This window comes from Kitasatospora sp. NPDC050543, assembly GCF_044457565.1.
GTDB lineage: Bacteria > Actinomycetota > Actinomycetes > Streptomycetales > Streptomycetaceae > Kitasatospora.
Window position 1 is genome coordinate 1 of record NZ_JBITGZ010000055.1, and the last position, 24,471, is coordinate 24,471.

Sequence of the window (24,471 nt, forward strand, 5' to 3'; positions counted from 1 at the left end):
CCGGGACGTTGCCGACCATGATCTGCCGGGAGACGCGACGCGTGGCCAGCGGCTTGAGCGGCAGGGACGGAATACCGAGCGAGATCGCGGTCATGTGCGCAGGGTTCCCCGGGGTTGAGGTGAGTGGTCCGGCAGATTCGGGCGGCCGGGCCGGGTGCGCAGACGTACGCGCACCCGGCGTCCAACGGTACGGCACCCGTGGGGGCCCGAGCACACCCGCCCGTACCGCCGGCTAGCTGATCTTGACCGGGTTGACCAGGTCGGCGACCAGCACCAGGAGGGTGAAGCCGATGAAGATGCTCGCCACCACGTAGGCGAAGGGCATCAGCCTGGCCACGTCGAACGGGCCCGGGTCGGGGCGCTTGAAGAGCGCGGCGGCCCGGCGGCGTACGGCCTCCCACAGGGCACCGGCGATGTGGCCGCCGTCCAGCGGGAGCAGCGGCAGCATGTTGAACAGGAAGAGCGAGAGGTTGATGCCGGCCAGCAGGTTCACGAAGAAGGCGACCCGCTGGGTGCCCGGGATGTCCAGGGCGAAGACCTCGCCGCTGACGCGGGCCGCGCCCACCATCCCGATCGGCGAGTCGGCCTCGCGCGGCGCACCGCTGACGACCGAGTTCCACAGGCCCGGGATCTTGCCGGGCAGCGCGAGGAGGGACTTCACGCCCGTCTCGGCGTTGTCGTACATCCGGTCCAGGCTCTGGCCGAAGCCCAGCCGCACCACGCCGCTGGCCGGGGAGAAGCCGAGGAAGCCGGCCTCCACCGTCTGACCCTTGAGGGGCGCGCCGTTGCCGTCGTACTTCTGCACCTGGTTGACGGCGATGGTCGGGGTGAGCGTGAGCTGCTGCTCGCCGCGCTGGACGACCACGGGCACGCTCAGCCCGGCTGACCTGCGGATGTCGGCCTGGAGCTGGTCGTAGGTGGCGATCCGGTCACCGTTGAAGGAGAGGATCTTGTCGCCGGGCTGGAGACCCGCGGCGGCGGCCGGGGACGGCTTGGCGCCGCCCGGGCAGCTGTCGGTCGGCTGGCCGGCCGCCACGACGCACTTGGAGACGGTGCTGACGGTCGGCGTGGTCATCATGACGCCGAAGCCCATCATCACCGTCAGGAACAGCACGAACGCCAGGATCAGGTTCATGAACGGGCCCGCGAACATCACGATCACGCGCTTCCACGGCCTGCGGGTGTAGAAGAGCCGGTGCTCGTCGCCGTCCTGGAGCTCCTCGTAGGAGGCCTCCCGGGCGTCCTCGATCATGGTGCGCCAGGGGGAGCTGCTGCGCTTGGTGATCCGGCCGTCCTCACCGGGCGGGAACATCCCGATCATGCGGATGTACCCGCCGAACGGGATCGCCTTGATGCCGTACTCGGTCTCGCCCCTGCGGCGGGACCAGAGGGTCGGGCCGAAGCCGACCATGTACTGCGGCACCCGGATGCGGAACAGTTTGGCCGTGGAGAGGTGGCCGAGCTCGTGCCAGGCGATCGAGAAGAGCAGCCCGACCACGAATACCAGGATGCCCACCACCGTCATCACTGCCGTCACCGCTGGTCCTCCGTCATGCCGCTGTGCCTCAACTGACCGTGCCGACCGTACTGCCCGTGGCTGTCCGTGCCCACGGCCGCTCAGCCGGCCGCCAGCTCGCGGGCCCGGGCCCGGGCCCAGTCCTCCGCGTGAAGGACGTCCTCGACCGTCAGGGAAGTTCCCGCCGCCGGGGTGCCGTGCTCGGCGACCACCTTGGCAACAGTGTCCACGATCGCGGTGAAGGCGAGGCGGCCGGCCAGGAAGGCGTCCACGCACTCCTCGTTGGCCGCGTTGAAGACGGCGGGGGCGGTGCCCGCGAGCGTGCCGACCTCGCGGGCCAGCTCGACCGAGGGGAAGGCCTCGTTGTCGAGCGGGAAGAACTCCCAGGTGGACGCCTTGGTCCAGTCACAGCCGGGAGCGGCGTCGGGGACACGGTCCGGCCAGCCGAGGCCAAGCGCGATCGGCATCCGCATGTCCGGCGGGCTGGCCTGGGCGAGCGTTGAGCCGTCCGTGAACTCCACCATCGAGTGGACGATCGACTGCGGATGGACCACGACCTCGATCCGCTCGAACGGCACGTCGTACAGCAGGTGCGCCTCGATGACCTCCAGGCCCTTGTTGACCAGGGTCGCGGAGTTGATGGTGATGACCGGGCCCATCGCCCAGGTGGGGTGGGCCAGCGCGTCCGCCGGGGTGACGGCGGCGAGTTCGGCGCGGCTGCGGCCGCGGAACGGGCCGCCGCTGGCGGTGACCACCAGCTTGCGGACCTCGGCGCGGCTGCCGCCGGCCAGCGCCTGGAAGATCGCGGTGTGCTCGGAGTCCACCGGGACGATCTGGCCGGGCTTCGCCAGCGCCTTGACCAGCGGGCCGCCGACGATCAGCGACTCCTTGTTGGCCAGCACCAGCACCCGTCCGGCGCGCAGCGCGGCCAGCGTGGGGCGCAGGCCGATCGAGCCGGTGATCCCGTTGAGCACCGAGTGGCAGTCGAGCGCGGCGACCTCGGTGGCGGCGTCCGGGCCCGCCAGGACGGTGGGCAGCGGGCGCCCGGCCGCCTTCGCCGCGAGCGCCTCGCGCAGTACCGGCTCGGCCTGCGCGTTGGCGATCGCGACGGTGTGCACGCCCAGCCGCAGCGCCTGCTCGGCGAGCAGCTCGACCCGCCCGCCGGCCGCGGAGAGCGCGACCACCTTGAACCGGTCGGGGTTGCGCAGCACCACGTCGATGGCCTGGGTGCCGATCGAGCCGGTGGAGCCGAGGATCACCAGCTCCCGGGGAGCGGAGGGGGCCTTCACCGTGGGGGTGAAGCGCAGCTGCGGGTGGGCGAGCGAGTTCATGCGCCCATTGTGTCCTGCCGGCGCGGCCGGGCGGCACCGCCGGGGGGCGTCGGCGCTGCGGCTCGCGCCGGGGGCATCAGCGCAGCGGCTTGTCCAGGACGGCCTTGGCGTGGCTGAACGTCGCCAGCGAGTACTCGCCGTGGTAGTTGCCCATCCCGCTCTCGCCCACGCCGCCGAAGGGCAGCGCGGGGACGGCCAGGTGGGAGACGGGCAGGCCGAACACCAGCGCGCCGGAGGAGGTCTCGGCCGCGAGCCGCCGCTTGGTCTGCTCGGACTCGGTGAAGGCGTACAGCGCCAGCGGCTTGTCCCGGTCGTTGACGAACGCGATCGCCTCGTCCAGGTCGGCCACCGGGACGAGGGGCAGGACGGGGCCGAAGATCTCCTCCCGCATCACCGGCGCGTCCGGGGGGACGTCCGCCAGCACGGTGGGGGCGATGTAGCGGCCGGCGCGGTCGTGGCCGCCACCGGTGACGGTGCGGCCGTCCGCGAGCAGGGCGGCGAGCCGGTCGAAGTGGCGGGTGTTGACGATCCGCGCGTACTCCGGGTCGGCGGCCGGGTCCTCGCCGTACGCCTCCTGCACGGCGGCGGCCAGTTCGCGCTCCAGGCCCGGCGCGGTGCCGCCGACGGCGAGCACGTAGTCGGGGGCGACGCAGGTCTGGCCGGCGTTGAGGAACTTGCCGCGCGCGATCCGCCGGGCGGTGACGGCGAGGTCGGCGGACTCGTCCACGACGACCGGGCTCTTGCCGCCGAGTTCCAGCGTGACGGGTGTCAGGTGCCTGGCGGCGGCGGTCATGACGATCCGCCCGACGGCGCCGTTGCCGGTGTAGAAGATGTGGTCGAAACGCTGCTCCAGCAGGGCGGTGGTCTCCGCGACCGCGCCCTCGACGACCGCGACGGCCTGCGGGTCCAGGTAGCGCGGCAGCAGCCGGGCGATCGCGGCGGAGGTGGCCGGCGCCAGCTCGCTGGGCTTGACCAGCACGGTGTTGCCGGCCGCCAGCGCGCCCACCAGCGGGGCGAGGGCGAGCTGGAGCGGGTAGTTCCAGGGCGCGATGACCAGCACCACGCCGAGCGGCTCGCGGACCACGCTGGCCTCGGCGGGCCGGAACGCCTCGGGCACGGCGGCCGGCTTGGGGCGCAGCCACTCCTCCAGGTGGGCGACGGTGTGGTCGAGCTCGTTGAGGGTGAAGCCGATCTCGGTCCGGTAGGCCTCGGCCGGGCCCTTGCCCAGGTCGCTGTGCAGGGCCGCGAGCAGGTCCTCGCGCTGCTCGGTGAGCAGCGCGCGCAGCGCCGCCAGCTGGCCGAGCCGCCAGTCGAGCGGCCGGGTGCGGCCGGTGGCGAAGGCGGCCCGCAACCCGGCGACGACGGCGGCGGCCTCGGCGGTGACCGCGCCGGGGGCTCGGGCGGCGGCCTCGGTGCGGGCTCCGGCGGGGGTGGAGGTCATGGTGGTGGCTCCTGGGGAGGTGCGGGCGGGTCAGATCAGGCTGTAGGTCTCGGCCTGCCGGTCGATGAGGTACGGGGCGATGGTGCCCTGGACGAGCTCCAGGTAACGCTCACCGCCGCGATGTGCCTCGGCGGCCGCGTCGTCCTCGTACTGGGCGAGGAGGACGAAGGCCGCCGGGTCCTGCCGGGAGCGCACCGCCCGGAAGGCGAGCACACCGGGCTCGGCCAGGGCGGATTCGACGAGGGCGGGCAGCAGCGCTGCGACGCGCTGCTCCTCGCCCCGCAGGGCGAGCCAGTCGGTGATGACGACGGTGGACATGGCGGGGTCCTTCGGGCGGTGGGCGGCCGGCCGGGTGCGGCCGCCCACGGGTTCGGGGGTGACGGTCGAGGGCGGCCGGCTCAGGCCGGCGGGCGTGCAAGGGCGGGCTCGACCGGGCGGGCTCGACCGGGCTCAGGCGACGGTGATGATGATCTTGCCGCGGGTGTGGCCCTCCGCGTTGAGGCGCTGCGCGTCGGCGGCCCGCTCCAGCGGGAAGGTGGCCGCGACCTCCACGGTCAGCTGCCCGCTGTCGGCGAGCTCGCCGAGCGCGGTCAGGTCGGCGGTGTCCGGGCGGACGAACACGTAGCGGCCGCCGAGCGCCAGCACGGCGCCGTCGGCGATCGAGGCGATCCGCCCGCCGGGGGCGAGCAGCCCGGGCGAGGCCTGCAGGGCGTCCCCGCCGACCAGGTCGAGCACGGCGTCCACGCCCTGCGGCGCCAGCGCCCGTACCCGCTCCGCCAGGCCCTCGCCGTAGCTGACGGGCTCGGCGCCGAGCCCGCGCAGGTACTCGTGGTTACGCTCGCTCGCGGTGCCGACCACCCGGGCACCCAGCGCCACGGCGATCTGGACGGCCAGCGAGCCGACGCCGCCGGCCGCCGCGTGGATCAGGACGCTCTCCCCGGGCTTGACCTCCAGGGCCCCGGCGAGCGCCTGATAGGCGGTCAGGCCGGCCAGCGGGAGGCCGGCGGCCTGCTCGAAGGTGAGCGAGGCGGGCTTGCGGGCCAGGGTGCGGACGGGGGCGGCGACGTACTCGGCGAAGGTGCCGCGGCCGACCATGTCCTCGCGGACGTAGCCGATCACCTCGTCACCGGGGGCGAACTCGGTGACCGAGACCCCCACCCGCTCCACCACGCCGGCCACGTCCCAGCCCGGGATGACGGGGAAGACGGCGTCCAGGACGCTGTCCAGGTAGCCCGCCTGGATCTTCCAGTCGACCGGGTTGACCGCGGCCGCCCGGACCTTGACCAGCACCGCGTCCGCACCCAGCTTGGGCTCCGGGCGGTCGCCGTACTCCAGGACGTCGGGGCCGCCGTAGCTGCGGTAGGTGATCGCCTTCATGGTGATGCTCCTGAACAGAAAGATTTGATGCGGTAGATGATTGAGTACCTCAACCAATATGATCGACGGTAGATCTCGATGGTTGAGAATGTCAAGCAATGGCTCGTAGACTGGTGCCATGACCAGGACCACACCCCCGCCGGCCCCCGTGCCCAGTACGGTCCTGCTCATGGACCGGCTGGCCGGGGCCACCGCCGGCTACTACCGCCGATTCGCCGCGGTGGCCGCTGCCCACGGGCTCACCCCGATGCAGGGCAAGATGCTCGGCCTGCTGCGCCACCCGATGCCGATGCGCGCCCTCGCCGACCTGCTCGGCTGCGACGCCTCCAACGTCACCGGGATCGTCGACCGCCTGGAGGCCCGGGGCCTGGCCCGGCGCGAGGCCGACCCGGCCGACCGCCGGATCAAGAACGTGCTGCTGACCGAGGAGGGCGAGGCCGCCGTCCGCTGCATCCGGGCCGAGGTCGCCACCGGCCTGCCCGGCCTGGAGCAGCTGGACGAGAGCGAGCGCCGCGCCCTCGGTGACCTGCTCGCCCGGGTCTTCCCCACCGCCACCGGCTGAGCCTGCGGGCCCCGGCGTCCCGCAGCGGCTACCGTCGGCCCCATGCGTACCGTCATCGCGGGTGGCCACGGCAAGATCGCGCTCCTGCTGGAGCACCGGCTCGCCGGCCGCGGCGACCAGGTCGCCGGCATCATCCGCCGCGCCGAACAGGCCCAGGACCTCCGGGACGCCGGGGCCGAGCCGCTGCTGCTCGACCTGGAGCACACCACCCCCGCCGCCCTCGCCGATCTGCTCACGGGCGCCGACGCGGTGGTCTTCGCCGCCGGCGCCGGTCCCGGCAGCGGCGCCGAACGCAAGCAGACCGTGGACCGCGACGCCGCCGTCCTGCTCGCCGACGCCGCCGGGCTCGCCGGTGTCCGGCGCTATCTGATGATCTCCAGCATGGGCGCCGACCCGGGCGCCGGATACCCCGCGGACCCGGTGTTCGAGGCCTACCTGCGGGCCAAGGGCGCGGCGGACGAAGCCGTGGCGGCCCGCGCCGCACTGGACTGGACGATCCTGCGCCCCGGGCGGCTGACCGACGGGCCGGGCACCGACCGGGTGACGCTGGCCGCCCGGACCGGGCGCGGCGCCGTCGACCGGGCCGACGTCGCACACGTCCTGGACGAGCTGCTGCACACCCCCGGCACCGCCGGGATGACCCTGGAACTGATCACCGGCGGCACCCCGGCCGCCGAGGCGGTCGCCGCCGTGGCAGCGGCCGGGCACTGAGCGGACGCACGGCGGACACAGGCACTCGGGCAGAGCACCGGGCCGGCGCACGCACCGGGCGGACGCGCACCGAGGCGGCGAACGGCAGACGAACGGCGGGGGCCCCGCCACCGGAACACGGTGGCGGGGCCCCCGCCGTGGCAGCGGGTTCTACCGGCTCAGAGGTCCAGGCCGGTGAGGACCAGGACGCGCTCCTGGGTGTAGTCGTCCATCGCGTACTTGACGCCCTCGCGGCCGACGCCGGAGTCCTTGACGCCGCCGTACGGCATCTGGTCGGCGCGGTAGGACGGCGCGTCACCGATGATCACGCCGCCGACCTCCAGCTCGCGGTGCGCCCGGAAGGCGGTCTGCACGTCACGCGTGAAGACGCCGGCCTGAAGACCGAAGCAGGAGTCGTTGACGGCCGCGAAGGCCTCCTCGGTGCCGTCCACCTTCTGTAGTGACAGCACCGGGCCGAAGACCTCGGCCTTGGCCAGGATCGCGTCGGCGGGCACCTCGGCGAGCACGGTCGGCGCGTAGCTGGCGCCCTCGCGGGTGCCGCCGGTGAGCACCTTGGCACCCTTGGCGACGGCGTCCTCGACCCATGCCTCGACGCGCTTGGCGGCGTTCTCGTCCACCAGCGGGCCGACGTCGGTGGCGTCCTCGCGCGGGTCACCGGTGACCTGGGCCTGGACCTTGGCGACGACCTTCTCCACCAGCGCGTCGTACACCGACGCGTCCGCGATCACCCGCTGCACCGAGATGCAGGACTGGCCGCCCTGGTAGTTGGAGAACATCGCGATCCGGGTGGCCGCCCACTCCAGGTCCGCCTCGGAGGACCAGTCCGCCAGCACCACGGCCGCGGCGTTGCCACCGAGCTCCAGGGTGGTGTGCTTGCGCGGCACCGAGTCCATGATCTGGTAGCCGACCTTGTCCGAGCCGGTGAAGGAGATCACCGGCAGGCGCTTGTCCTGGACGAGGGCGGGCATCCGCTCGTTCGGCACCGGGAGCACGCTCCAGGAGCCGGCCGGCAGGTCGGTCTCGGCCAGGATCTCGCCGAGCACCAGCGCGGAGAGCGGGGTGGCCGGGGCCGGCTTGAGGATGATCGGGGCGCCGACGGCGATCGCCGGGGCGACCTTGTGGGCGACCAGGTTCAGCGGGAAGTTGAACGGCGCGATGCCGAGCACCACACCGCGCGGGAAGCGGCGCACCACCGCGAAGCGGCCCACGCCGCCCGGGTCGGTGTCCAGCCGCATGGTCTCGCCGTTGGTGCGGCGGGCCTCCTCGGCGGCCCAGCGGAAGACCGAGACGGCACGGCCGACCTCGCCGCGGGCCCACTTGATCGGCTTGCCGTTCTCGGCGGTGATCAGGCGGGCGATCTCCTCGGTGCGCTCGGCCAGACGCTTGGACACGTGGTCCAGCGCGGCGGCCCGCACGTGCGCGGGGGTCGCGGCGAACGCGGGAAGGGCGGCCACGGCCGCGTCCAGCGCCTCCTCCACCTGGGCCTCGGTGGGGATGCTGACCTTGCCGACCAGGTGGCCGTCCCAGGGGTTGTGTACCTCGAAGTCGGCGTCGCCGCTCGCCCGGCGGCCGGCCAGCCAGAACTCATGGGTGGTGGTCACGGTGGTACCGGCCCTCTCCTCGTCGTCTGCGCCCCACGGAGGTGGAGCCTGCATCCACGGTACGAGGCCGCACACGTCAAGCGGATTGGCCACGACGTAGCGCTCTGCCGCCCGGGCACTCCATCCCGGACAGGAAGCCCGGGGACCAGGCGCCGGCCGGCGGTCTCCGGGCGTCGCGGCAGGCCCCGGCCGGGACGCCCGTCCCGCCGACCCCGGCCGCCGCCGCTCAGTCCTCGCCCGCGCGCAGTGCCAGCCAGAGCTCCATCCGCACATCGGTGTCGTCCAGCGAGCGGCCGAGCAGCTCCTCCACCCGCTTCATCCGGTAGCGCAGGGTGTGCCGGTGCACACCCAGGTCCGCCGCGGCAGCGTCCCACTGCCCGTGCCGGGACAGCCAGGCCCGCAGCGAGGCGACCAGGTCACCGCGCGCGGTGCGGTCGTGCTCGCGCAGCGGCCTCAGCAGGCCCTCGGCGAAGGCCGTCACCGCCTCCTCCCCGAGCAGCGGCAGCAGCGATCCGGCGCCGACCTCCTCGTGGTCCACCGAGCGGCGACCGCCGCGCAGCGCCACCGCCAGGGCCCGCTCGGCCTGGGCGTGCGCCGCCCCCGCCTCCTCCAGGGTGGTCGGGGCGGACACGCCCAGTGAGAGCCCCTCGTGCTCCTCCACCACACCCAGGCAGGCCCGGTGCACGGAACCGTTGTCCAGCGCCAGCACCATCAGCCGGGGCCCGTGCTGCCCGTCCTCGCGGGCCATCAGCAGCCTCTCGCCGACCCGGCCGCCGGCCTGCTCGGCCCGGTCGCCCAGCTCGCCGAGCGCCTCGGCGGCGTCGGCGCCCTGGCCGGCGCCGGCCACCAGCATCCGTATCGTCCCCTCGGGCAGGCCGCCGAAGAGACCGACCGCGACCTGCCGGGCGGTGGACACCTCGCCGGCCAGGACCATCCGCAGCAGCGCCGCGCCCATCCGCTCCTCGGCCTGCCGCAGCTCGCGGGAGCGCTCCAGGGTGAGAGTCAGCAGCGCGACCGCCGCGTTCAGCACGTACCGCTCGGTCGGGGTGATCCGGTCCTCGGTGCCGACGGCGAGGAAGCCGCGGGCCCGGCGGTCGGCGCCCAGCGACTGGACGACCACGTAGTCCTCGTCCGCCGTGTCGATGCCCGGCGAGCGCCCCTGCAACGCGGCGCTGGAGGGTGCCGGGCGCCGGCGCAGCCGGTCCACCTCGGCCGCCAGCCGCCCCGCCCGGCGGGCCGCCCAGTCCGGGGCCACCACCGAGAGCGCACCGGAGCCGTCGTACAGCGCGGCCCAGCCGCCGAGCCGGGAGGCGAGCCGGCGGACCACCGCGGTGGTGCCGTCCTTGCCCAGCGCGGCCCGGGTCAGCTCCTCCTGCGCCTCGAAGCTGGTGGTCACCGCCTCGTACTGCTCCGCGGCCAGCGCCGCCGAGACCACCTTGCTGATCGCGATGAACGGCGTCGGCTCGGGCACCCGCAGCAGCGGCAGCCCGCGCTGCGCGGCGGCCTCCACCAGCGGCTTGGGCACCTCGGTGTGCGAGAGCCCGACCCCCAGGCCCAGGCCGACCACGCCCGCGTCCGCCAAGCGGTGGACGTACGCCTGCAACTGCGCGGCGGTTCGGCCCAGCTTGATGCCGGTGGTGAGCAGCAGCTCACCGCCCTCGAGGAACGGGGTGGGGTCGTCCAGCTCGCTGGTGTGCACCCAGCGGACCGGGCGCTCCAGGTGGTCGGCCCCGGCGATCACCGTCAGGTGGAGCGAGGTGTTGCGGACGACGGAGGCGAGTGTGGGAGGCATGGCACCTTCGGTGGGACGACCCGGCCGCGCCATTGCGGCCCGGGGCACGGAGGGGGGATCTCTCCCCCTCATTATGGACGCCCCGGACAACCCGCACTGCCGAATCCACCGCTGCGGCGATACGTCCGCCCAGGCTCAGCCGCGCAGGTCCACCAGCAGCGGCGGAACCTGTTCGCCCGTCACCGTGGTCAGCGACACCACCGCGTGACCGGCGGGCAGCGCGTGCGCCAGGTCGGAGGGCGACCAGCGCAGCCGCTCGACCTCCCGGGTGGTGACGCTCTCGGTCTGCGCGGTGGTCCCGGACAGCGCCTTGCGCCCGATCCGGGCCGCCTTGCGCAGCGCACCGCCGGAGGTGTCGGGCGCGTGGGTGACGGCCGTCTCCCGCACCACGTGGGTGCCCCAGGCCTCGGAGAACAGCCGGCCGTCCCAGGGCGCGATCCCTGGGAAGGCCATCCGGCAGCCGACCGCGCCGAACAGCGGCGCCCGCAGCGCCTCCGGCAGATCGACCAGCGTGCGCAGCAGCAGGACGGCGCCCGCGTTGGCGCCGCGCATCCGCTGCACCCCCCGGATGGTGTTCAGGTCCAGGGCCGGCGAGGCGTCGTCGACCACCAGTCCGGCGAACAGCGAGCGGTCCGTACGGGCCGCGGAGGCCTGGACGAACTGCCCCACCACCAGCCGGGACAGCATCCGTGCCGCCTCGGGGTGGCTGCGCTCGGGCAGCTTCACCAGCACCCGCAGCGGGTGGTCCAGCGCCCGCATCGCGAACGGCGGCTTCCCCTCGCCGTCGGTGGCGAAGCAGCCGGTGAACGCCGGGCGGTCCAGCAGCGCGAGCCGGTCGGCGAGCAGCACGCCCGGGTCATCGGCCCGGCCGCGCTGGCGGTCGCGGTGCTGGAGGTCGCGCTCGTACGCGTCCAGCTCCCCGGTCGCCCGCAGTGCCTTGACCAGCGCCTCCAGCGCGTCCGGCTCGCCGCTGAGCAGGGCCCGCAGCTCACGCACGCCCGGGTAGCGCCGGAAGGCGGCCCGGAACGGGCCGACCACCTGCTGCAGGGCGGTGCGGGCGCTCTCGGTACGCGGTGCGAGCTCGTCGGGCAGCAGCGCGTCCGCCAGCCGGGCGGCGGCCTCGTCCGGGTCCTGCGCGGCGCCGTAGAGGTCGAGGCCGTAGGCCGAGCCACGGTCACCGGGGGCGATCACCACGTCGTACCAGGTGTCCGGGCCGAGGTCGGCGTCGGCCGAGCCGATCACCACCGCGCACGCCGTCCCGGCCAGGGCCTGGAGGCAGAGCGCCTCGGCGACCGGGCGGCCCAGCCGGGCGGTCTTGCCGGTGCCGGCCGGGCCGACCGCCAGCAGCGAGGTGCCGAGCAGCGCCGGGTCGAGCGCGAAGCCGGCGGCGCGGTGGTCGAGCGCGTTCTTCGGAACGTCCTGGGCGGTGCCCAGGCGGACCTGGCGGGTCAGCAGGTCGTGTCGGCCCGAGCGGGCGGGCAGGTCGCGCGCCTCGGACGGGTGCGCGCAGGCCGCCGCGCCCCGGGCGTCGACCTGGTCGACGAAGGCCGGCAGGATCTCCGGGTCCGCGGCCACCGCCTCCCACGCCCGCTGGATCCGTACGTAGTCGACGTCCGAGACCGGCTCGGCGTCGAGCCGCCCGGCGGCCGCGCCCGCCCCGCCCCGTCTGAGCAGCTCCCACGGGTCCACCGGCCCGGCGGCGTCGGCGGCCGTCTGCTCGGCGGGCTCCTCGATGGTCACCGTCCGGGCGAGCAGCGGCGCCGCGAACCGGCGCCAGACCTCGGGCCAGCGGCCCATCCGGCCGAACACCGTCACCACCAGGGCCACCACCAGCGCGTTCAGCGCCAGCACCACGAACGTCGCCACGCTCTGCGAGGTGCTGGGCAGCAGGCCCACCAGGGTCGCCAGGTAGTTGCCGAGCTCGACGCCGTACACATAGGCGAACCAGCCCACCACGGCGTTCAGCGCCGCCCGCAGCAGCAGTGCCCCCACCGGCACCTTCGCCGCCTCGGCCCGCTCGGGGTCGATCCGCCGGTAGCCCTGGCGGAAGATGCCGGGCCCGGTCTCCGGGCGCGGTGCGCCGACCCAGGCCGCGAGGTCGAAGGAGGGCGCGGCGGACGGCGCCGGCAGGCCTCGGACCACCTGCTGGGGCATGGTGGATGCCACGGTGGTCCGCCGACCATGCCCCTGTGTGCCGTCCAGTCCCATCGCGGCCCCGCTCCCCTCGCCCGCCCGGCACGCGCAATCGGTGCCGCCATACCCATGCCGCCGTACCGGCGACACACCCGCGCTCAATGTAGTGGAGCGGGACCTGCCCGTAGTCACACCTCGCTCTCTGGCCGCGCAGGACAAGTCGGACGGCGCACTGCTACCGAGTGGCGCATGCCTGTGCGCCCGGCGCCGCCGTAGCCTGCGAGGACCGAGCCGAGAAGTCTGGAGAACACCATGAGCGCCGCAACGCCGCTCCCGCAGGAGCGCCGCCTGGTCACCGCGATCCCCGGTCCGAAGTCGCAGGAGCTGCAGGCACGCAAGCTCGGCGCGGTGGCGGCCGGCGTCGGCACCACGCTGCCGGTCTACGTCTCGCGCGCCAACGGCGGCGTGCTGGAGGACGTGGACGGCAACTCGCTGATCGACTTCGGCTCCGGCATCGCCGTGACCAACGTCGGCAACAGCGCCGAGGCCGTGGTGGCCAAGGCGAGCGAGCAGCTGGCCGCCTTCACCCACACCTGCTTCATGGTGACGCCGTACGAGGGCTACGTCGCCGTCGCCGAGCAGCTCAACGAGCTGACCCCGGGTGACCACGACAAGCGCACCGCGCTGTTCAACTCGGGCGCCGAGGCGGTCGAGAACGCGGTGAAGATCGCCCGCGTCTACACCAAGCGCACCGCCGTCGTGGTCTTCGACCACGGCTACCACGGCCGCACCAACCTCACCATGGGCCTGACGGCGAAGAACATGCCGTACAAGCAGGGCTTCGGGCCGTTCGCCCCCGAGATCTACCGCGTGCCGGTCGCCTACCCCTACCGCTGGCTGACGGGTGCGGAGAACTGCGCCGCCGAGGCCGCCGCGCAGGCGATCGACATGATCAACAAGCAGATCGGCGCGGAGAACGTCGCAGCGATCATCATCGAGCCGATCCAGGGCGAGGGCGGCTTCATCGAGCCGGCCAAGGGCTTCCTGCCGGCCATCGTCGAGTACGCCAAGGCCAACGGCATCGTCTTCGTCGCCGACGAGATCCAGACCGGCTTCTGCCGCACCGGCCAGTGGTTCGCCTGTGACGACGAGGGCATCGTCCCGGACCTGATCACCACCGCCAAGGGCATCGCCGGCGGCCTGCCGCTGGCCGCCGTGACGGGCCGCGCCGAGATCATGGACGCCGCGCACGCGGGCGGTCTGGGCGGCACCTACGGTGGCAACCCGGTGGCCTGCGCCGCCGCGCTGGGCTCTATCGAGACCATGAAGGAGCTCGACCTCAACGCGAAGGCCAAGCGCATCGAGGAGGTCATGAAGGGCCGCCTGCGCGCCATGCAGGAGAAGTTCGACGTGATCGGCGAGATCCGCGGCCGCGGCGCCATGATCGCCATCGAGCTGGTGAAGTCGGGCACCAAGGAGCCCAACCCGGAGATCACCGCCGCCGTGGCGAAGGCCTGCCACGCCGAGGGCCTGGTCGTGCTGACCGCCGGCACCTACGGCAACGTGCTGCGCTTCCTGCCGCCGCTCGTCATGCCGGAGCACCTGCTCAACGAGGGCCTGGACATCATCGAAGACGCGTTCGCCCGCGCCTGACGACTGCTCGGCACTCCCGGAACGGCCCGGTCCCCTGTGGACCGGGCCGTTCCGGCGTTCGCACGGGTTTGACCCGCTTTCAAACCCCCTGGGCAACCCGCCCCGTAGCCGCCGCACTCCACAGAGTGAAGATGGTGTGCGGAATCCCTGAAGCCTCCGGCCGGAGGAAACCGGTTGACGTAGTGTCATGACAGATGGACAGCGAGCCTCAGCCATTGGCGGATCCACCCGCGGCACCCCCATTCCCGGAGGGTCCGCGAACGGGCCGCGAGGACAACCAGGCCGCCTCGGCGAGGGCGGCGCACACCGAGAGCCGATCGACCGACCGTCCGGCCCACACCCCCCGGGGCGCGCGGAACGGCGATCACCACAGCCGCCCTGGAGCTATCCCCCCGGCTCCGGGGCGGCTACCTTCGTTTCCGGCTCCGGCTCCGGCTCCTGCTCCGGCTCCGCAGCAGGAGCCGACTCAAGCTCCGGTGCCCGATCGAGCCCCGGCCCGCCCGGCTCCAGCCCCCGGCCTGTTCCGGGTGCGACGACCGCCCGGCGCGCGCGTCCCGTACGCCCGGCCGGCCGCGCTCGCCGCCGCACTGATGCTGATCTCCTGGCAGGTGGCCGTCGACGGGCCGCTGCTCGGCCTGGACCGCGAGGCGCGGCAGGCCGTCCGCGAGCTGCGGCACGGGATCTCCAGCACCCTGCTCAACCACCTCGGCCAGGCCCTGTCCGACCTCGGCGGCTCCGTACCCGCCGTGCCCGTCCTGCTCGGCGGCGGCGCGCTGGCCGCCTGGCGCGCCCACCGCGCGGACACCCACCGCTGGTGGCTGCCCCTCCCGGCGGCGGCGCTCACCGCGGCGGTGATCCCGCTGCTGGTGGTACCGGCCAAGGCCTGGTTCGCCCGCCCCGGCCCGTTCGGCCTGCCCCTCGCTCCCGACCAGTGGGGCTGGTACCCCTCCGGGCACACCGCGACCGCGACCATCGCGTACGGCGCCGCCGCGCTGCTGGTCGGCCGTACGGTCGGCGCCCGCGCCCGCCGGCACCTGCACCTGGGCGCGGCACTGCTCTCGCTCGGGGTGGGCCTGGGGCTGGTCTGGAGCGACTACCACTGGCTCCTGGACGTGGTGGCCAGCTGGTGCGTCGGCGGACTGCTGCTCCCGACGCTGGCCCGCGCCCTGCCCGCGAGCCGACGCGGGGCCGGGCCGGATCGGGCGACCGGGCCGGGCTGAGCGCGACCGGTCAGCCCTCGGCGTCCGCCATGGGCTCCTCGATGCGGTGGACCAGGCCCGGCTCGCCGTTGTCACGGCGCCACTCGACCACCAGCTCGTCCCGGCTGCCGAAGCGCACCAGGTGCCGGCCGACCACGTCCTCCAGCTGCGGCAGGCTGTCGGCCGCGCCCTCGACGGTGAGCAGCAGGACCTGCGGCTCGGCGACGAGGGTGGCGGTGCCGGCCGAGAAGGTCAGCTCGCCCCGGCCGGTCTCCTCGGACCAGTTGGCGGTGATCTTGCGGCCCAGGTGGGCGGAGAGCTGCTTGGCGTAGCGGGCCGCGCGGTCGGTGACGACGCGGGCTTCGGACCGGGGCATGAGGACTCCAAGGGCAGCGGAGGGAACTTAGGGTGCCCTCACCTGGATACACGCTAACCTAAATACTGAGCCTGGCTCAACATTCCGGTCGCTCGTACTTCCGGAACGGCCGATACCCTTGGGCGAACCGCAGCCGAGGAGAGCCCGCCCATGACCACCACGCCGACCGACGACGCGGCGAGCGAGACCTCCCCGAGCGGCCCGCACGACGACGTCCCGGGCGCGGCGGCGTCCGGCGCGGCGGCCGACGATGCGGTGTCCGGCGCGGCCGGTAGAACTGGCTCAGCTGGTACAGCGGGCACGCCTGACGCATCCGGCTCATCCGAGTCACCCGACACGGCCGCCGAGCTCGCCGACGCGATGACCAGGGCGATCAAGCGCATCCGGCGCCAGACCATGAGCCGGCTCGGCCCCCTCGGCATCACCCCCGGCCAGGGCCGTGCACTGCGCGCCCTCGCCAACGCCCCGGGCTGTGAGAACCCGGACCGCGCCATGCGGCTGAGCGACCTCGCCGACCGGCTGCACATCGCCCCGCGCTCGGCGACCACCGTGGTCGATGCGCTGGAGGAGGCCGGCCTGGTCGAACGGACCCCGGACCCGGCCGACCGCCGCGCCGTACGGATCGTCCTCACCCCGGACGGCTGGGCGGCCGTCGAGCGGATCGGCCGGATCCGCCACGAGCTGGCCCAGGAGTACTTCGGCCCGATCAGCCCGTCCGACCAGGAGGCACTGCTGCGGGCACTGAGGGTCGCGGAGGCCGCATACGGAGCCGGCGGCCCGGCCCGGCCAACGCCCCCGGAGGAAGCGCGGTGAGCCCGATCCCGGCGATCACCAGCAGCGCCGCGCAGCCCGCCGGCAGGCTGACCGACTCACCGAGCAGCAGCCAGGCCGAGGACATCCCGAAGACCGGCACCAGCAGCGAGTAGGGCGCCACGGCGGTCGCGTCGTAGGTGCGCAGCAGGAAGCTCCACGCGACAAAGCCGAACAGCGTCGAGGCCAGCCCCACGTAGACGATCGCGCCGAGCCCGGCCGGGGTGATCTCGCGCAGCGCCCGCAGGTCCGCCGACGGCCCCTCGACCAGCAGGGAGAGCCCGAGCAGGGGCAGCGGCGGAACGGCGCTGACCCAGACCATCCAGCGCAGCGCGTCCGGCGGTGCGGCCTTGCGGGTCAGCACGTTGGACAGCCCCCAGGCCACGGCGGCCGCGATCACCAGGACGAACGCCCCGATCGGCCCGCCCACCCCGCGGTCGACGGCGGCCACCGCGATCCCCACCAGTGCGATGCCCAGGCCGATGATCCGCTGGCCGGCCGGGCGCTCGCGCAGCAGCGCGGCGGCGAACAGTGCGGTGAAGACCGCCTGGCTCTGCAGTACCAGGGAGGACAGCCCCGCCGGCATCCCGGCGTGCATCCCCAGGAACAGCAGGCCGAACTTGACCACGCCCAGCACGAGTCCGACCGCCAGGATCCAACGCCAAGCGACCGCCGGACGCCGGACGAAGAAGATCGCCGGCAGCGCGACCACCGCGAAGCGCAGCGCGCAGAACAGCAGCGGCGGGAAGTTCTCCAGGCCGACATGGATGATGACGAAGTTCAGGCCCCAGACGGCGGCGACCAGGACGGCCAGCCCGATGTGACGGGGGCTCATGGCGGCGGACGTGCCGCCACTGCCTGCGGTGTTGCCGGGGGTACTGGCGACGGCACTGCTTGCGGCACTGCTTGCGGCGGACATGCATCGATCATGGGCGCCACCTACCGTGTAGCACCAGCGATGAATTCTGAAGCCCACCGTTTAGCATCGGTACATGATGGATCTGGGACGCCTCCGGGCGCTGCACGCGGTGGCGGTACACGGCTCGGTCGGCGGCGCGGCGGCCTCGCTCGGTTTCACGCCCTCGGCGGTCTCGCAGCAGATCTCCAAGCTGGAGCGCGAGACCCGTACCGTCCTGCTGGAGCGTCAGGGCCGGGGTGTCGTGCTCACGGACGCCGCGCGGGAGCTGGCGTCCACCGCGCAGCGGGTGCTGGCGCTGGTCGAGCAGGCCGAGGTGACTCTGGAGGAGCAGCGCGGGCAGGCGGTCGGCCGGTTGCTGATGGCGTCCTTCGCGACCGGCGCGCGTGGCCTGCTTCCCGGCGCGCTGGCGGACCTGCGCGCCCGCTGCCCCGGCCTGGACGTCCGGCTGCTGGAGACCGACCCGTACCTCGCCGCCGAGCTGGTGGCCCGGGGGGAGGTGGATCTCGCCCTGGTCCAGGACTGGCCGACCGTACCGCTGCCGGTGCAGCCGGAGCTGTCGCGCCTGGACCTCGGCGAGGACCCGGTGGACCTGCTGCTGTGGGAGGGGCATCCGCTGGCGGAGCTGGCCGTGGTGCCGGTGAGCCGGCTGCTCGGGCAGCGGTGGATCAGCGTGCCGCCCGGCAACATCTGCCACGACTGGCTGGTGCGGACCATGCGGGAGGCCGGCGAGGAGCCCGACGTGGCGTTCCAGATCGGCGAGTTCGAGACCCAGATCGCGCTGATCCGAGCGGGGCTGGGGCTCGGCCTGGTGCCCCGGCTCGGCCGTGGCGCGCTGCCGCCGGGGGTGCTCGCCCGCCCGGTGGCGCCGGAGCCGGCCCGGCGGGTGTTCGTGCTCTGGCGGACCCGGACCTCCCGGCGGCCCGCCGTCGCCGAGGCGCTGACGGCGATCCGCGGGCGCTGGGCCGCCCTCGGCGCCTGACCCGCACCGGGCCCACGCCGGAGCCACGGCTGCCCGTACCTGGCCGCGACTGGCTCTGCGGGCGGCCTGACGGGCCCGCCGCGCACCTAGCCGGCCAGGCCGACCACCAGCCACATGAACCCCACGCCCGCCAGCGTGCACAGCAGCGTGGAGCGCGAGGGGTGCGGGCTGTGCGCCTCGGGGAGGATGTCCGAGGTCGCCAGGTAGAGCAGGAACCCGGCGAAGAAGCCCAGGTACAGGCCGAGCCACTGCTCGGGGATGGTGAACAGCAGGGTGATGGCCGCGCCGGTGACCGGCGCCAGCGCGTCCGCCCCGAGCAGGGTGAGCGCCCGGCGCCGGTTGTTCCCGTACATCCGGGTGATCGTGTAGGTGTTGAAGCCGTCCGCGAAGTCGTGCGCCACGACGGCGATCGCCACCACCGTGCCGACGGTGCTGCCCGCCTGGAAGGCCGCGCCGATCGCGAAGCCGTCCATCAGGCTGTGCCCGACCAGCGCGGCGGCGGCGGTCAGTCCGATGCCCGGCGCCTGGTAGCCGTTCCCGTGCCGGTGGCCGTGGGCGTGGGTGTGCTCCGCGTACTCGCCCTCGTGGCCCCGGTGGATGGCGACCGCCCGCTCGATGATGTGGATCACCAGGAACCCGGCCGCGAACATCAGCAGCGACTGCGGGACCCCGTGGACCTCGCCCGGCGCCGCCCGGATCGCCTCGGGCAGCAGGTCGAACGCGACCACCCCGAGCATCAGCCCGGCCGCGAGACCCAGCACCAGGTGGCGCCGGTCGCCGGTGCGCTGCGCGACGAAACCGCCGATCAGCGTCATCAGGAACGCGCCGGCGGCAACCAGGATGGCGGTCATCGCACTTCCCCCGCTCCTCCTGTGCCTCCGGGATCCCGGCTTCGGGGTTCGGGGGCCGGACGGCTGTGCGCACCGCTGCCCACGGGCACAGCCACCCGGCCGTGCGTCCCAGACTGCGGCCAACCGTACGGCACCGCCCGCCGAACCGGTCCGTCGGGGTGAGGCAGCCGGCACCGGGCCGCGACGGGACGTCAGCCTGCCTTCGGCCCCGGGTGAGCGGGCGCGAGCCGCCGGCAAGCGCGGCCGGTCAGGCCCGCGATCTTCGCCCCGTCCGGCCCCGTCCGGCCTGTCCGTCACGCTCCGGGCAGCCGGGCCTGCCTCAGCCCCGCGTCGCCGCACCGGAAGTCGGCCGGGCCGCCTTCCTGTTCACGGTTGCCGCTTCCCCGGACGGCTCCCGCGCCGGCCTCCGTGCCGACGTCCTGTGGCCGGCCTCCCGCTCAGCCGGCCGCGCCGAGGAGAAGCCCCAGCTGGGTACGGGTCAGCTCCCGCATGCCGTCGCCGTCCACCAGGTGGATGTGCTGGTGGCTCTCCTCGGCGACGAGGTCGAGGGCCGGTTCGGCGAACCGGCCGGTGGTCAGGCGCAGGCCGCGGTCGGCGGACTCCTCGCGGACCGCCTCCGCCAGGGTACGGATCTCCTCCTCGCAGACCGGTTCGGCCGCCCGCGAGGCCCAGACCACCCAGCGGCCCGGCAGGGCACTGCCCGCCTCGCCCTCGCCGGTCGCCACCAGGCCGGCGGGCCCCCGCAGCCGCACGCTCCACTGGGTGAGCCCACCCCGGGTGAGCAGTTCCCGGACCAGGTGCGCGAACTCGTTGGCCGACAGGTCGGCGGCACTGGGCACCGTCGCGCCGGCCGCCGCGGCGGGCTCGACGCTCACATAGGCGTACGGGTCGGGGGTGACGGCGGCGCCGAGCTGGCGCAGCCGCACCAGCGCCTCGTCCTGCTCGGCGTCGGCGTAGATGCCCTCCCCGTCGTGCTCCTCGTACGGGGCTGCGGGTGGCAGCAGCCGGGTGCGCGCCAGGGCGTCACGGTCCGCGTCCACGCTGACCAGGCAGAGCGCGGTGGTGGCGCCCGGCTCGCGGAGCCAGCCGTTGAGCACCACGCCGGCCAGTACCTCGTCGGTGTCCACGGCATCGGCCGCCTGAAGGGCGCGCAGCGCGAGGCGGGCGACCAGCCGCAGGTAGTCGGTGGCCCGGTCGGCGGGCGGGCGCGGCACCGGGTCGACCTCGCCGTCGGGGGCGAGCCGGTACCCGGTCAGTGAGGGCACCAGGTCCAGCGGCGGCAGGTCGAGGTCGAGTACGGCGGTGCGGGTCAGCGGCCGGAAGACCGCCCGGCAGGGCGCGGGGAGGTCCTGGGTGGCGGTCTCGGCGGCGGCGAGCGCGCGTTCCATCAGCGACTCGACGGCGGCGGGCTCGGCCAGCCGGTAGGCCCGGCGGCACTCCTCCAGGCTGTCGTTGTACTCGCCCACCGCTCGGGCCCGAACCTGCTCGGCCTCCTCGTGGGCCCGCCTGGCCTCGGCCTCACCGGAGTTCGCCGCCTCGGCCCGGCGGGTGTGCCACTCGCGCAGCGCGCGCTGGTGAGTGAGCCGGGCCTGGGCCAGCTCGCGCTGGTAGCCGGAGTCCAGCAGTCGGCGCGCCGGCCCCTCGTCGGGGTCGGCGGCCGCGGGGTGGGCCGGGGCGTAGGCCGCCCAGCGCGGTTCGGCCCCGGCGTCGTCCGCCTCGGCCTCACCGGCGGGGTAGGGGCGCGGTTCGTACCTGCGGAGCTGGCTCTCGAAGTCCATCGCGGAGACGGGCAGCGCGGCCCGGCGCAGCAGGTCGGCCAGCCGGTCGTGCTCGGCCCGGACGGTGAGCGTGCGGTGGTGGGTGAGCGCGGCCGCCCGGCCGTGCGCGGCGACGTCCGCTGCGGTCTCCGTGCCCGGCCCGTCCGCTGCGCTCCGCCCGTCCTCCGGCCCGTCCTCCGGTCCGTCCGCGCCGAGGTCACGGAAGACCGAGGCCAGGAAGCCCGGTTGGAGGGCCGTGGCACCGCCGTCGGTCCGGCCGTCTGGTGAGTGCTGCATCGGTGGTCGTTCCCCCATGCTCGGCAGGCGCTGTCCCGGGGCGGCCCGCGGCCCCGTGGCCGGCCCCTGCCGGACATTGTCCACCGTTCGGGCGCACTTGGTCTGCCAAGCCTCTCAGTTGGTACGGGTGTTGGTCAGGTGCAGGCCGATGTAGCCGACGTAGATCCGGCCACTGCCCGAACAGTCGTCGAGGTAGTGCAGCCTGGGTGCCGTCCGGCCGCCACCGATCCTCAGGTGGGCGCCCATGAACGCCCGCCGGGTGGTGTCGACGCACTCGGGCACCGGCAGCATCCGTTCGCGCTTCCACTTGGTGTGGCTGAACACCGTCTGGGACTCCCCGCGTACCGCCTTGCGCGGTGGGAAGCGGTGGCAGCCGGGCGGGGTGTGCTCGCACCACTGCTTGAAGTCGCCGCCGGCCTCGCCGCGTACGGCCGCCGCCGCGTACTCCTGAAGTGCCGTCAGCCCCTCCCAGGTGAGCCGGGCCCAGCCGGCGCCGGCGCCCTGGCCGTCGAGGGAGAGCGCGGCCTTCTGGTCACCGGTGAAGGTGAGCAGTGGGAACTCGTCGATCCTGGTCATGAGTTCGACGAAGGTCAGCGGGACGCCGTCGCGTTCGCGCTCGGCCGGGCGGGGCAGCCGGGCGCGGTCGACGGTCGCTGATCCCCTGGCCGCGCCCGGCCCGGCGCACAACCGCCCGGCCAGCACCCGGACCTGGACGCCGACGTGGCGCAGCGCGGGGTACTGCTCGTCGGACTCCGGCAGCAGCCGGCGTTCGCGGCGGCGGGAGTGGCGCAGGCTGTGCCGCACCCGCTCCAGCTCGTCGGCCCTGGCCTGGTGGTCCTGGTGGTCCTGCTGCTGCTCGCGGACCAGCTGCCGGTCCTGCTCGGGCGGTGGCGCGTCGGGGCGCCTGGCCGGTGGTGGCACGCGCAGCACCGGGACGGCGGCGAGCGGCGCGGGCAGCGGCAGTTCGGCGGCCAGCCGCCGTGGTTCGCGGGCGAGCAGGCCGGCCGCACGGCGCAGGTCCTCCTCTATCCTGCGGCGGGGCATCACCGGGTGCCGGATCCCGTCGTGCCGGGAGGCCGGGTCGACCTCGGGCAGGTAGGTGCGGACCGCGCCGCCGTACACGGTGTGGTACTCCAGTGCGACGTTGAACTCCGTCCGGGCGCTCGGGTCCAGTACGTAGACGGTGGCGAGGCCCGGAAGCTGATGGCAGAGCGGGCGGACGATGCCGGCCAGCCAGTCCTCGATCGCGAGGTTGGCCGGGACACTGGCCACCACCGTGGGCAGCCGGCGCTCCGGGTCGCACAGTTCGTCGATGAGCAGCTCGACCCCGGCGGCGGTCACCACCTGGGGAGCGGTGTGCACGGCGGCCGGCCCGTCGGTCGCGTCCAGCAGGGGCAGCAGGGTGCGGGCCAGCTCGGGCACCGGGACCCGGCATGGTGTTCGCACGCCGGCGTCGGCGCTCTGGTGCTCGGCCTCCAGCCTGACCCAGGTGGGGCCGCCCGACTCGGTGGCTATGGTCACGGTGAGCTGGTGGGTGCCGTGCGGAGCCGGGGTGCGGAGCCTGCGGCGGGTGTAGCGACCCGTACCCGGGCCGCCGCGCAGCGGGCCGCCGTCCCGGTCGAGCAGGACCCGCTCGGCCAGCCGCAGGCGCTCGGCCCAGCCTTCCGGGCTCTCGGGGCCTTCGTGGTTCTCGGGGCCCTCGGGGCGGGCCGGGCCCGGGATCTCCGGCGGCGGTTCTTCGCAGCCTTCCTGCTTCAGCCAGGCGCCCAGCCGCTGATCGGCCAGGGCCACGGCATCGTTGTGCGCAAGCGCCGTGGTGACGGTCATCCGGTACGGCGTCGCGGGGCTCCGGGGGCCGGGCAGATCGGGCTGGGCCGGCGACGGGGAGCGGTCTGAGGTCATGCGCGGTACCTCCCGTGGTGCGGTGGTGGGGTGTGTCGTCCTCCATCGATGGGTTGTCGTCCGGTTCCGACCGGATCCTTGTCCAGAAAACGCGGCAGCCGGGAGCGGAAGTTCCAACTCCGACGCACGTCAATACGTTCGAGTGAATCTGTTCAAGCCCGCGCGAGCCGCTCAGCCGCTCCACTGCGGGGTGGGCACGGCGACGGCGAGCGGGCAGCCGTCCGGCGCGTCATAGCTCGCCACCAGCACCACCGGGACGTCGCCATGGTTGCGACCGACGTGGACGAAGCCCGGCCCGGCCTGCTCGACCAGCGTCTGCCCGGCCTCGCTGACCTCGACCGTTCCATCGGCCAGGGTGCGGGTGAGAGTGCCGGAGAGGACGATCACGTCGACCCGGCCGGGGTGGTAGTGCCAGCCGGTACTGGCGCCCGGAGCAAGGGTGACGGTCTGGACGAGGGACATCTGGGATCGGGCTCCCGGATCGGCGGCCGCCCCAGGGAAGGGACAGCCGCAGGGTAGGGACAGCTGCCCTGCCGCCGAAACAGCTGCGTTCCGCATTGGCCGAAAGCGCCTCTGCGGCCCGTCCGATAACGGTCGTTCCGCTCCACGGGGAGGGGGCGTGCGGCCGGGTCGACGCGCTCGTGAGGCCGACATGTCCTGACCGGCCGGCCCGGCCAATCTCGATCGACCCGGCCGACCGCCCCGACTAGGTTGACGCCATGACCGAACTTGCCACCGCCCGGCTCCTCCTGCGCCCCTGGCGCGAGTCCGACCTCGACCCATGGGCCGCGATGAACGCCGACCCCGTCGTACGGGAGCACTTCCCCGGCGTACTCACCCGGGAGCAGAGCGCGGCCTCGATCGCGCGCTTCCAGGCCGGGATGGAGCAGCGCGGGTACGGCTGGTGGGCGCTCGAGGTGCGCGCCACCGGCGAGTTCATCGGCTTCGCGGGCCTGGACCCGGTGGACGAGGACATGCCGTTCACCGGTGTGGAGGCGGGCTGGCGACTGGCCCGCACCGCGTGGGGGCACGGCTACGCCACCGAGGCAGGCCGCGCCGCACTCGCCTTCGGCTTCGAAACCCTGGCACTCCCCGAGATCCTCGCGATCACCACCGCCACCAACCACCGCTCCCGGGCTGTGATGCGCCGGATCGGCATGACCCACGACCCCTCCGACGACTTCGACGACCCGTCCGTCCCCGCGGGGCCGCTGCGCCCGAACGTGGTGTACCGGATCCGCCGGCCGTAGCCCCGCGGCAGCCC

General features: G+C 74.3%; 21 protein-coding genes. 7 read left to right on the forward strand and 14 right to left on the reverse strand.

The features are described from left to right. Positions 1-232: 232 nt before the first annotated feature. From ACIBH3_RS34125 to ACIBH3_RS34145, 5 genes are all read right to left on the reverse strand, one after another. Complete coding sequence (locus tag ACIBH3_RS34125; protein ID WP_396316002.1) at positions 233-1,537, reverse strand: M50 family metallopeptidase; 1,305 nt, start codon at positions 1,535-1,537, stop codon at positions 233-235. An 80-nt stretch (positions 1,538-1,617) separates the two neighbouring features. Next, positions 1,618-2,847 (reverse strand): 1-deoxy-D-xylulose-5-phosphate reductoisomerase, encoded by a 1,230-nt coding sequence (dxr, locus tag ACIBH3_RS34130; RefSeq protein ID WP_396316003.1) that lies wholly within the window; start codon positions 2,845-2,847, stop codon positions 1,618-1,620. A gap of 76 nt (positions 2,848-2,923) precedes the next feature. After that, positions 2,924-4,288, reverse strand: coding sequence for an aldehyde dehydrogenase family protein (locus ACIBH3_RS34135; RefSeq protein WP_396316004.1), 1,365 nt, complete (start codon positions 4,286-4,288; stop codon positions 2,924-2,926). 30 nt (positions 4,289-4,318) lie between these two features. Beyond that, positions 4,319-4,606, reverse strand: coding sequence for a putative quinol monooxygenase (locus ACIBH3_RS34140; RefSeq protein WP_396316005.1), 288 nt, complete (start codon positions 4,604-4,606; stop codon positions 4,319-4,321). Positions 4,607-4,738: 132 nt separating this feature from the next. Beyond that, positions 4,739-5,665: an NADP-dependent oxidoreductase gene (locus ACIBH3_RS34145; protein WP_396316006.1), complete on the reverse strand. Its 927-nt coding sequence runs from the start codon at positions 5,663-5,665 to the stop codon at positions 4,739-4,741. A gap of 118 nt (positions 5,666-5,783) precedes the next feature. On the opposite strand from ACIBH3_RS34145, the gene ACIBH3_RS34150 reads away from it, so the two are divergent. Both ACIBH3_RS34150 and ACIBH3_RS34155 read left to right on the forward strand, forming a co-directional pair. After that, a complete protein-coding gene (locus ACIBH3_RS34150) occupies positions 5,784-6,227 on the forward strand; it encodes a MarR family winged helix-turn-helix transcriptional regulator (protein ID WP_396316007.1) in 444 nt (147 codons plus the stop codon). Positions 6,228-6,269: 42 nt separating this feature from the next. After that, positions 6,270-6,938: an NAD(P)H-binding protein gene (locus tag ACIBH3_RS34155; protein WP_396316008.1), complete on the forward strand. Its 669-nt coding sequence runs from the start codon at positions 6,270-6,272 to the stop codon at positions 6,936-6,938. Positions 6,939-7,096: 158 nt separating this feature from the next. On the opposite strand, the gene ACIBH3_RS34160 is transcribed toward ACIBH3_RS34155, so the two are convergent. From ACIBH3_RS34160 to ACIBH3_RS34170, 3 genes are all read right to left on the reverse strand, one after another. Further along, on the reverse strand, positions 7,097-8,539 hold the full coding sequence (locus ACIBH3_RS34160) for an aldehyde dehydrogenase family protein (RefSeq protein ID WP_396316009.1): 1,443 nt from the start codon (positions 8,537-8,539) through the stop codon (positions 7,097-7,099). 226 nt (positions 8,540-8,765) lie between these two features. Further along, complete coding sequence (locus ACIBH3_RS34165; protein ID WP_396316010.1) at positions 8,766-10,331, reverse strand: PucR family transcriptional regulator; 1,566 nt, start codon at positions 10,329-10,331, stop codon at positions 8,766-8,768. Positions 10,332-10,466: 135 nt separating this feature from the next. After that, positions 10,467-12,485 (reverse strand): ATP-binding protein, encoded by a 2,019-nt coding sequence (locus tag ACIBH3_RS34170; RefSeq protein WP_396316011.1) that lies wholly within the window; start codon positions 12,483-12,485, stop codon positions 10,467-10,469. Positions 12,486-12,776: 291 nt separating this feature from the next. Here ACIBH3_RS34170 and gabT point away from each other — a divergent pair, with 291 nt between their 5' ends. After that, positions 12,777-14,117 (forward strand): 4-aminobutyrate--2-oxoglutarate transaminase, encoded by a 1,341-nt coding sequence (gabT, locus tag ACIBH3_RS34175; RefSeq protein ID WP_396316012.1) that lies wholly within the window; start codon positions 12,777-12,779, stop codon positions 14,115-14,117. A 527-nt stretch (positions 14,118-14,644) separates the two neighbouring features. Further along, positions 14,645-15,337, forward strand: a complete 693-nt coding sequence (locus ACIBH3_RS34180) for a phosphatase PAP2 family protein (protein WP_396316013.1) — start codon at positions 14,645-14,647, stop codon at positions 15,335-15,337. Between the two features lie 10 nt (positions 15,338-15,347). Here ACIBH3_RS34180 and ACIBH3_RS34185 read toward each other — a convergent pair whose 3' ends face one another. After that, on the reverse strand, positions 15,348-15,692 hold the full coding sequence (locus ACIBH3_RS34185; RefSeq protein WP_396316014.1) for a DUF2218 domain-containing protein: 345 nt from the start codon (positions 15,690-15,692) through the stop codon (positions 15,348-15,350). Between the two features lie 150 nt (positions 15,693-15,842). Between ACIBH3_RS34185 and ACIBH3_RS34190 the strand changes: the two genes are divergently transcribed. Beyond that, on the forward strand, positions 15,843-16,505 hold the full coding sequence (locus ACIBH3_RS34190; protein WP_396316015.1) for a MarR family winged helix-turn-helix transcriptional regulator: 663 nt from the start codon (positions 15,843-15,845) through the stop codon (positions 16,503-16,505). On the opposite strand, the gene ACIBH3_RS34195 is transcribed toward ACIBH3_RS34190, so the two are convergent. Further along, positions 16,399-17,337 carry an EamA family transporter gene (locus ACIBH3_RS34195; RefSeq protein WP_396316027.1) on the reverse strand — a complete coding sequence of 313 codons (939 nt, stop codon included), beginning with the start codon at positions 17,335-17,337 and terminating at the stop codon, positions 16,399-16,401. The two genes, ACIBH3_RS34190 and ACIBH3_RS34195, sit on opposite strands and share 107 nt — an antisense overlap. A 157-nt stretch (positions 17,338-17,494) precedes the next feature. Between ACIBH3_RS34195 and ACIBH3_RS34200 the strand changes: the two genes are divergently transcribed. Continuing rightward, positions 17,495-18,400 (forward strand): LysR family transcriptional regulator, encoded by a 906-nt coding sequence (locus ACIBH3_RS34200; protein ID WP_396316016.1) that lies wholly within the window; start codon positions 17,495-17,497, stop codon positions 18,398-18,400. A gap of 86 nt (positions 18,401-18,486) precedes the next feature. Here the strand turns inward: ACIBH3_RS34200 and ACIBH3_RS34205 are convergent, their stop codons facing one another. From ACIBH3_RS34205 to ACIBH3_RS34220, 4 genes are all read right to left on the reverse strand, one after another. Beyond that, positions 18,487-19,251, reverse strand: coding sequence for a ZIP family metal transporter (locus ACIBH3_RS34205; RefSeq protein WP_396316017.1), 765 nt, complete (start codon positions 19,249-19,251; stop codon positions 18,487-18,489). 437 nt (positions 19,252-19,688) lie between these two features. After that, complete coding sequence (locus ACIBH3_RS34210; protein WP_396316018.1) at positions 19,689-21,305, reverse strand: restriction endonuclease; 1,617 nt, start codon at positions 21,303-21,305, stop codon at positions 19,689-19,691. A gap of 114 nt (positions 21,306-21,419) precedes the next feature. Then, on the reverse strand, positions 21,420-23,207 hold the full coding sequence (locus ACIBH3_RS34215) for a hypothetical protein (RefSeq protein WP_396316019.1): 1,788 nt from the start codon (positions 23,205-23,207) through the stop codon (positions 21,420-21,422). 171 nt (positions 23,208-23,378) lie between these two features. Continuing rightward, a complete protein-coding gene (locus ACIBH3_RS34220; protein WP_396316020.1) occupies positions 23,379-23,669 on the reverse strand; it encodes a cupin domain-containing protein in 291 nt (96 codons plus the stop codon). A 257-nt stretch (positions 23,670-23,926) separates the two neighbouring features. Between ACIBH3_RS34220 and ACIBH3_RS34225 the strand changes: the two genes are divergently transcribed. Further along, on the forward strand, positions 23,927-24,457 hold the full coding sequence (locus tag ACIBH3_RS34225; protein WP_396316021.1) for a GNAT family N-acetyltransferase: 531 nt from the start codon (positions 23,927-23,929) through the stop codon (positions 24,455-24,457). Positions 24,458-24,471: the final 14 nt, after the last annotated feature.

Bases quoted from the DNA above. Each gene is read 5' to 3' on its own strand.
- gabT (WP_396316012.1), top strand. From the start codon at position 12,777: ATGAGCGCCGCAACGCCGCTCCCGCAGGAGCGCCGCCTGGTCACCGCG.
- ACIBH3_RS34190 (WP_396316015.1), top strand. From the start codon at position 15,843: ATGACCACCACGCCGACCGACGACGCGGCGAGCGAGACCTCCCCGAGC.
- ACIBH3_RS34145 (WP_396316006.1), bottom strand. From the start codon at position 5,665: ATGAAGGCGATCACCTACCGCAGCTACGGCGGCCCCGACGTCCTGGAG.
- ACIBH3_RS34150 (WP_396316007.1), top strand. From the start codon at position 5,784: ATGACCAGGACCACACCCCCGCCGGCCCCCGTGCCCAGTACGGTCCTG.
- dxr (WP_396316003.1), bottom strand. From the start codon at position 2,847: ATGAACTCGCTCGCCCACCCGCAGCTGCGCTTCACCCCCACGGTGAAG.
- ACIBH3_RS34220 (WP_396316020.1), bottom strand. From the start codon at position 23,669: ATGTCCCTCGTCCAGACCGTCACCCTTGCTCCGGGCGCCAGTACCGGC.
- ACIBH3_RS34135 (WP_396316004.1), bottom strand. From the start codon at position 4,288: ATGACCTCCACCCCCGCCGGAGCCCGCACCGAGGCCGCCGCCCGAGCC.
- ACIBH3_RS34200 (WP_396316016.1), top strand. From the start codon at position 17,495: ATGATGGATCTGGGACGCCTCCGGGCGCTGCACGCGGTGGCGGTACAC.
- ACIBH3_RS34170 (WP_396316011.1), bottom strand. From the start codon at position 12,485: ATGCCCCAGCAGGTGGTCCGAGGCCTGCCGGCGCCGTCCGCCGCGCCC.
- ACIBH3_RS34205 (WP_396316017.1), bottom strand. From the start codon at position 19,251: ATGACCGCCATCCTGGTTGCCGCCGGCGCGTTCCTGATGACGCTGATC.
- ACIBH3_RS34215 (WP_396316019.1), bottom strand. From the start codon at position 23,207: ATGACCTCAGACCGCTCCCCGTCGCCGGCCCAGCCCGATCTGCCCGGC.
- ACIBH3_RS34225 (WP_396316021.1), top strand. From the start codon at position 23,927: ATGACCGAACTTGCCACCGCCCGGCTCCTCCTGCGCCCCTGGCGCGAG.
- ACIBH3_RS34185 (WP_396316014.1), bottom strand. From the start codon at position 15,692: ATGCCCCGGTCCGAAGCCCGCGTCGTCACCGACCGCGCGGCCCGCTAC.
- ACIBH3_RS34165 (WP_396316010.1), bottom strand. From the start codon at position 10,331: ATGCCTCCCACACTCGCCTCCGTCGTCCGCAACACCTCGCTCCACCTG.
- ACIBH3_RS34195 (WP_396316027.1), bottom strand. From the start codon at position 17,337: ATGAGCCCCCGTCACATCGGGCTGGCCGTCCTGGTCGCCGCCGTCTGG.
- ACIBH3_RS34210 (WP_396316018.1), bottom strand. From the start codon at position 21,305: ATGCAGCACTCACCAGACGGCCGGACCGACGGCGGTGCCACGGCCCTC.
- ACIBH3_RS34140 (WP_396316005.1), bottom strand. From the start codon at position 4,606: ATGTCCACCGTCGTCATCACCGACTGGCTCGCCCTGCGGGGCGAGGAG.
- ACIBH3_RS34155 (WP_396316008.1), top strand. From the start codon at position 6,270: ATGCGTACCGTCATCGCGGGTGGCCACGGCAAGATCGCGCTCCTGCTG.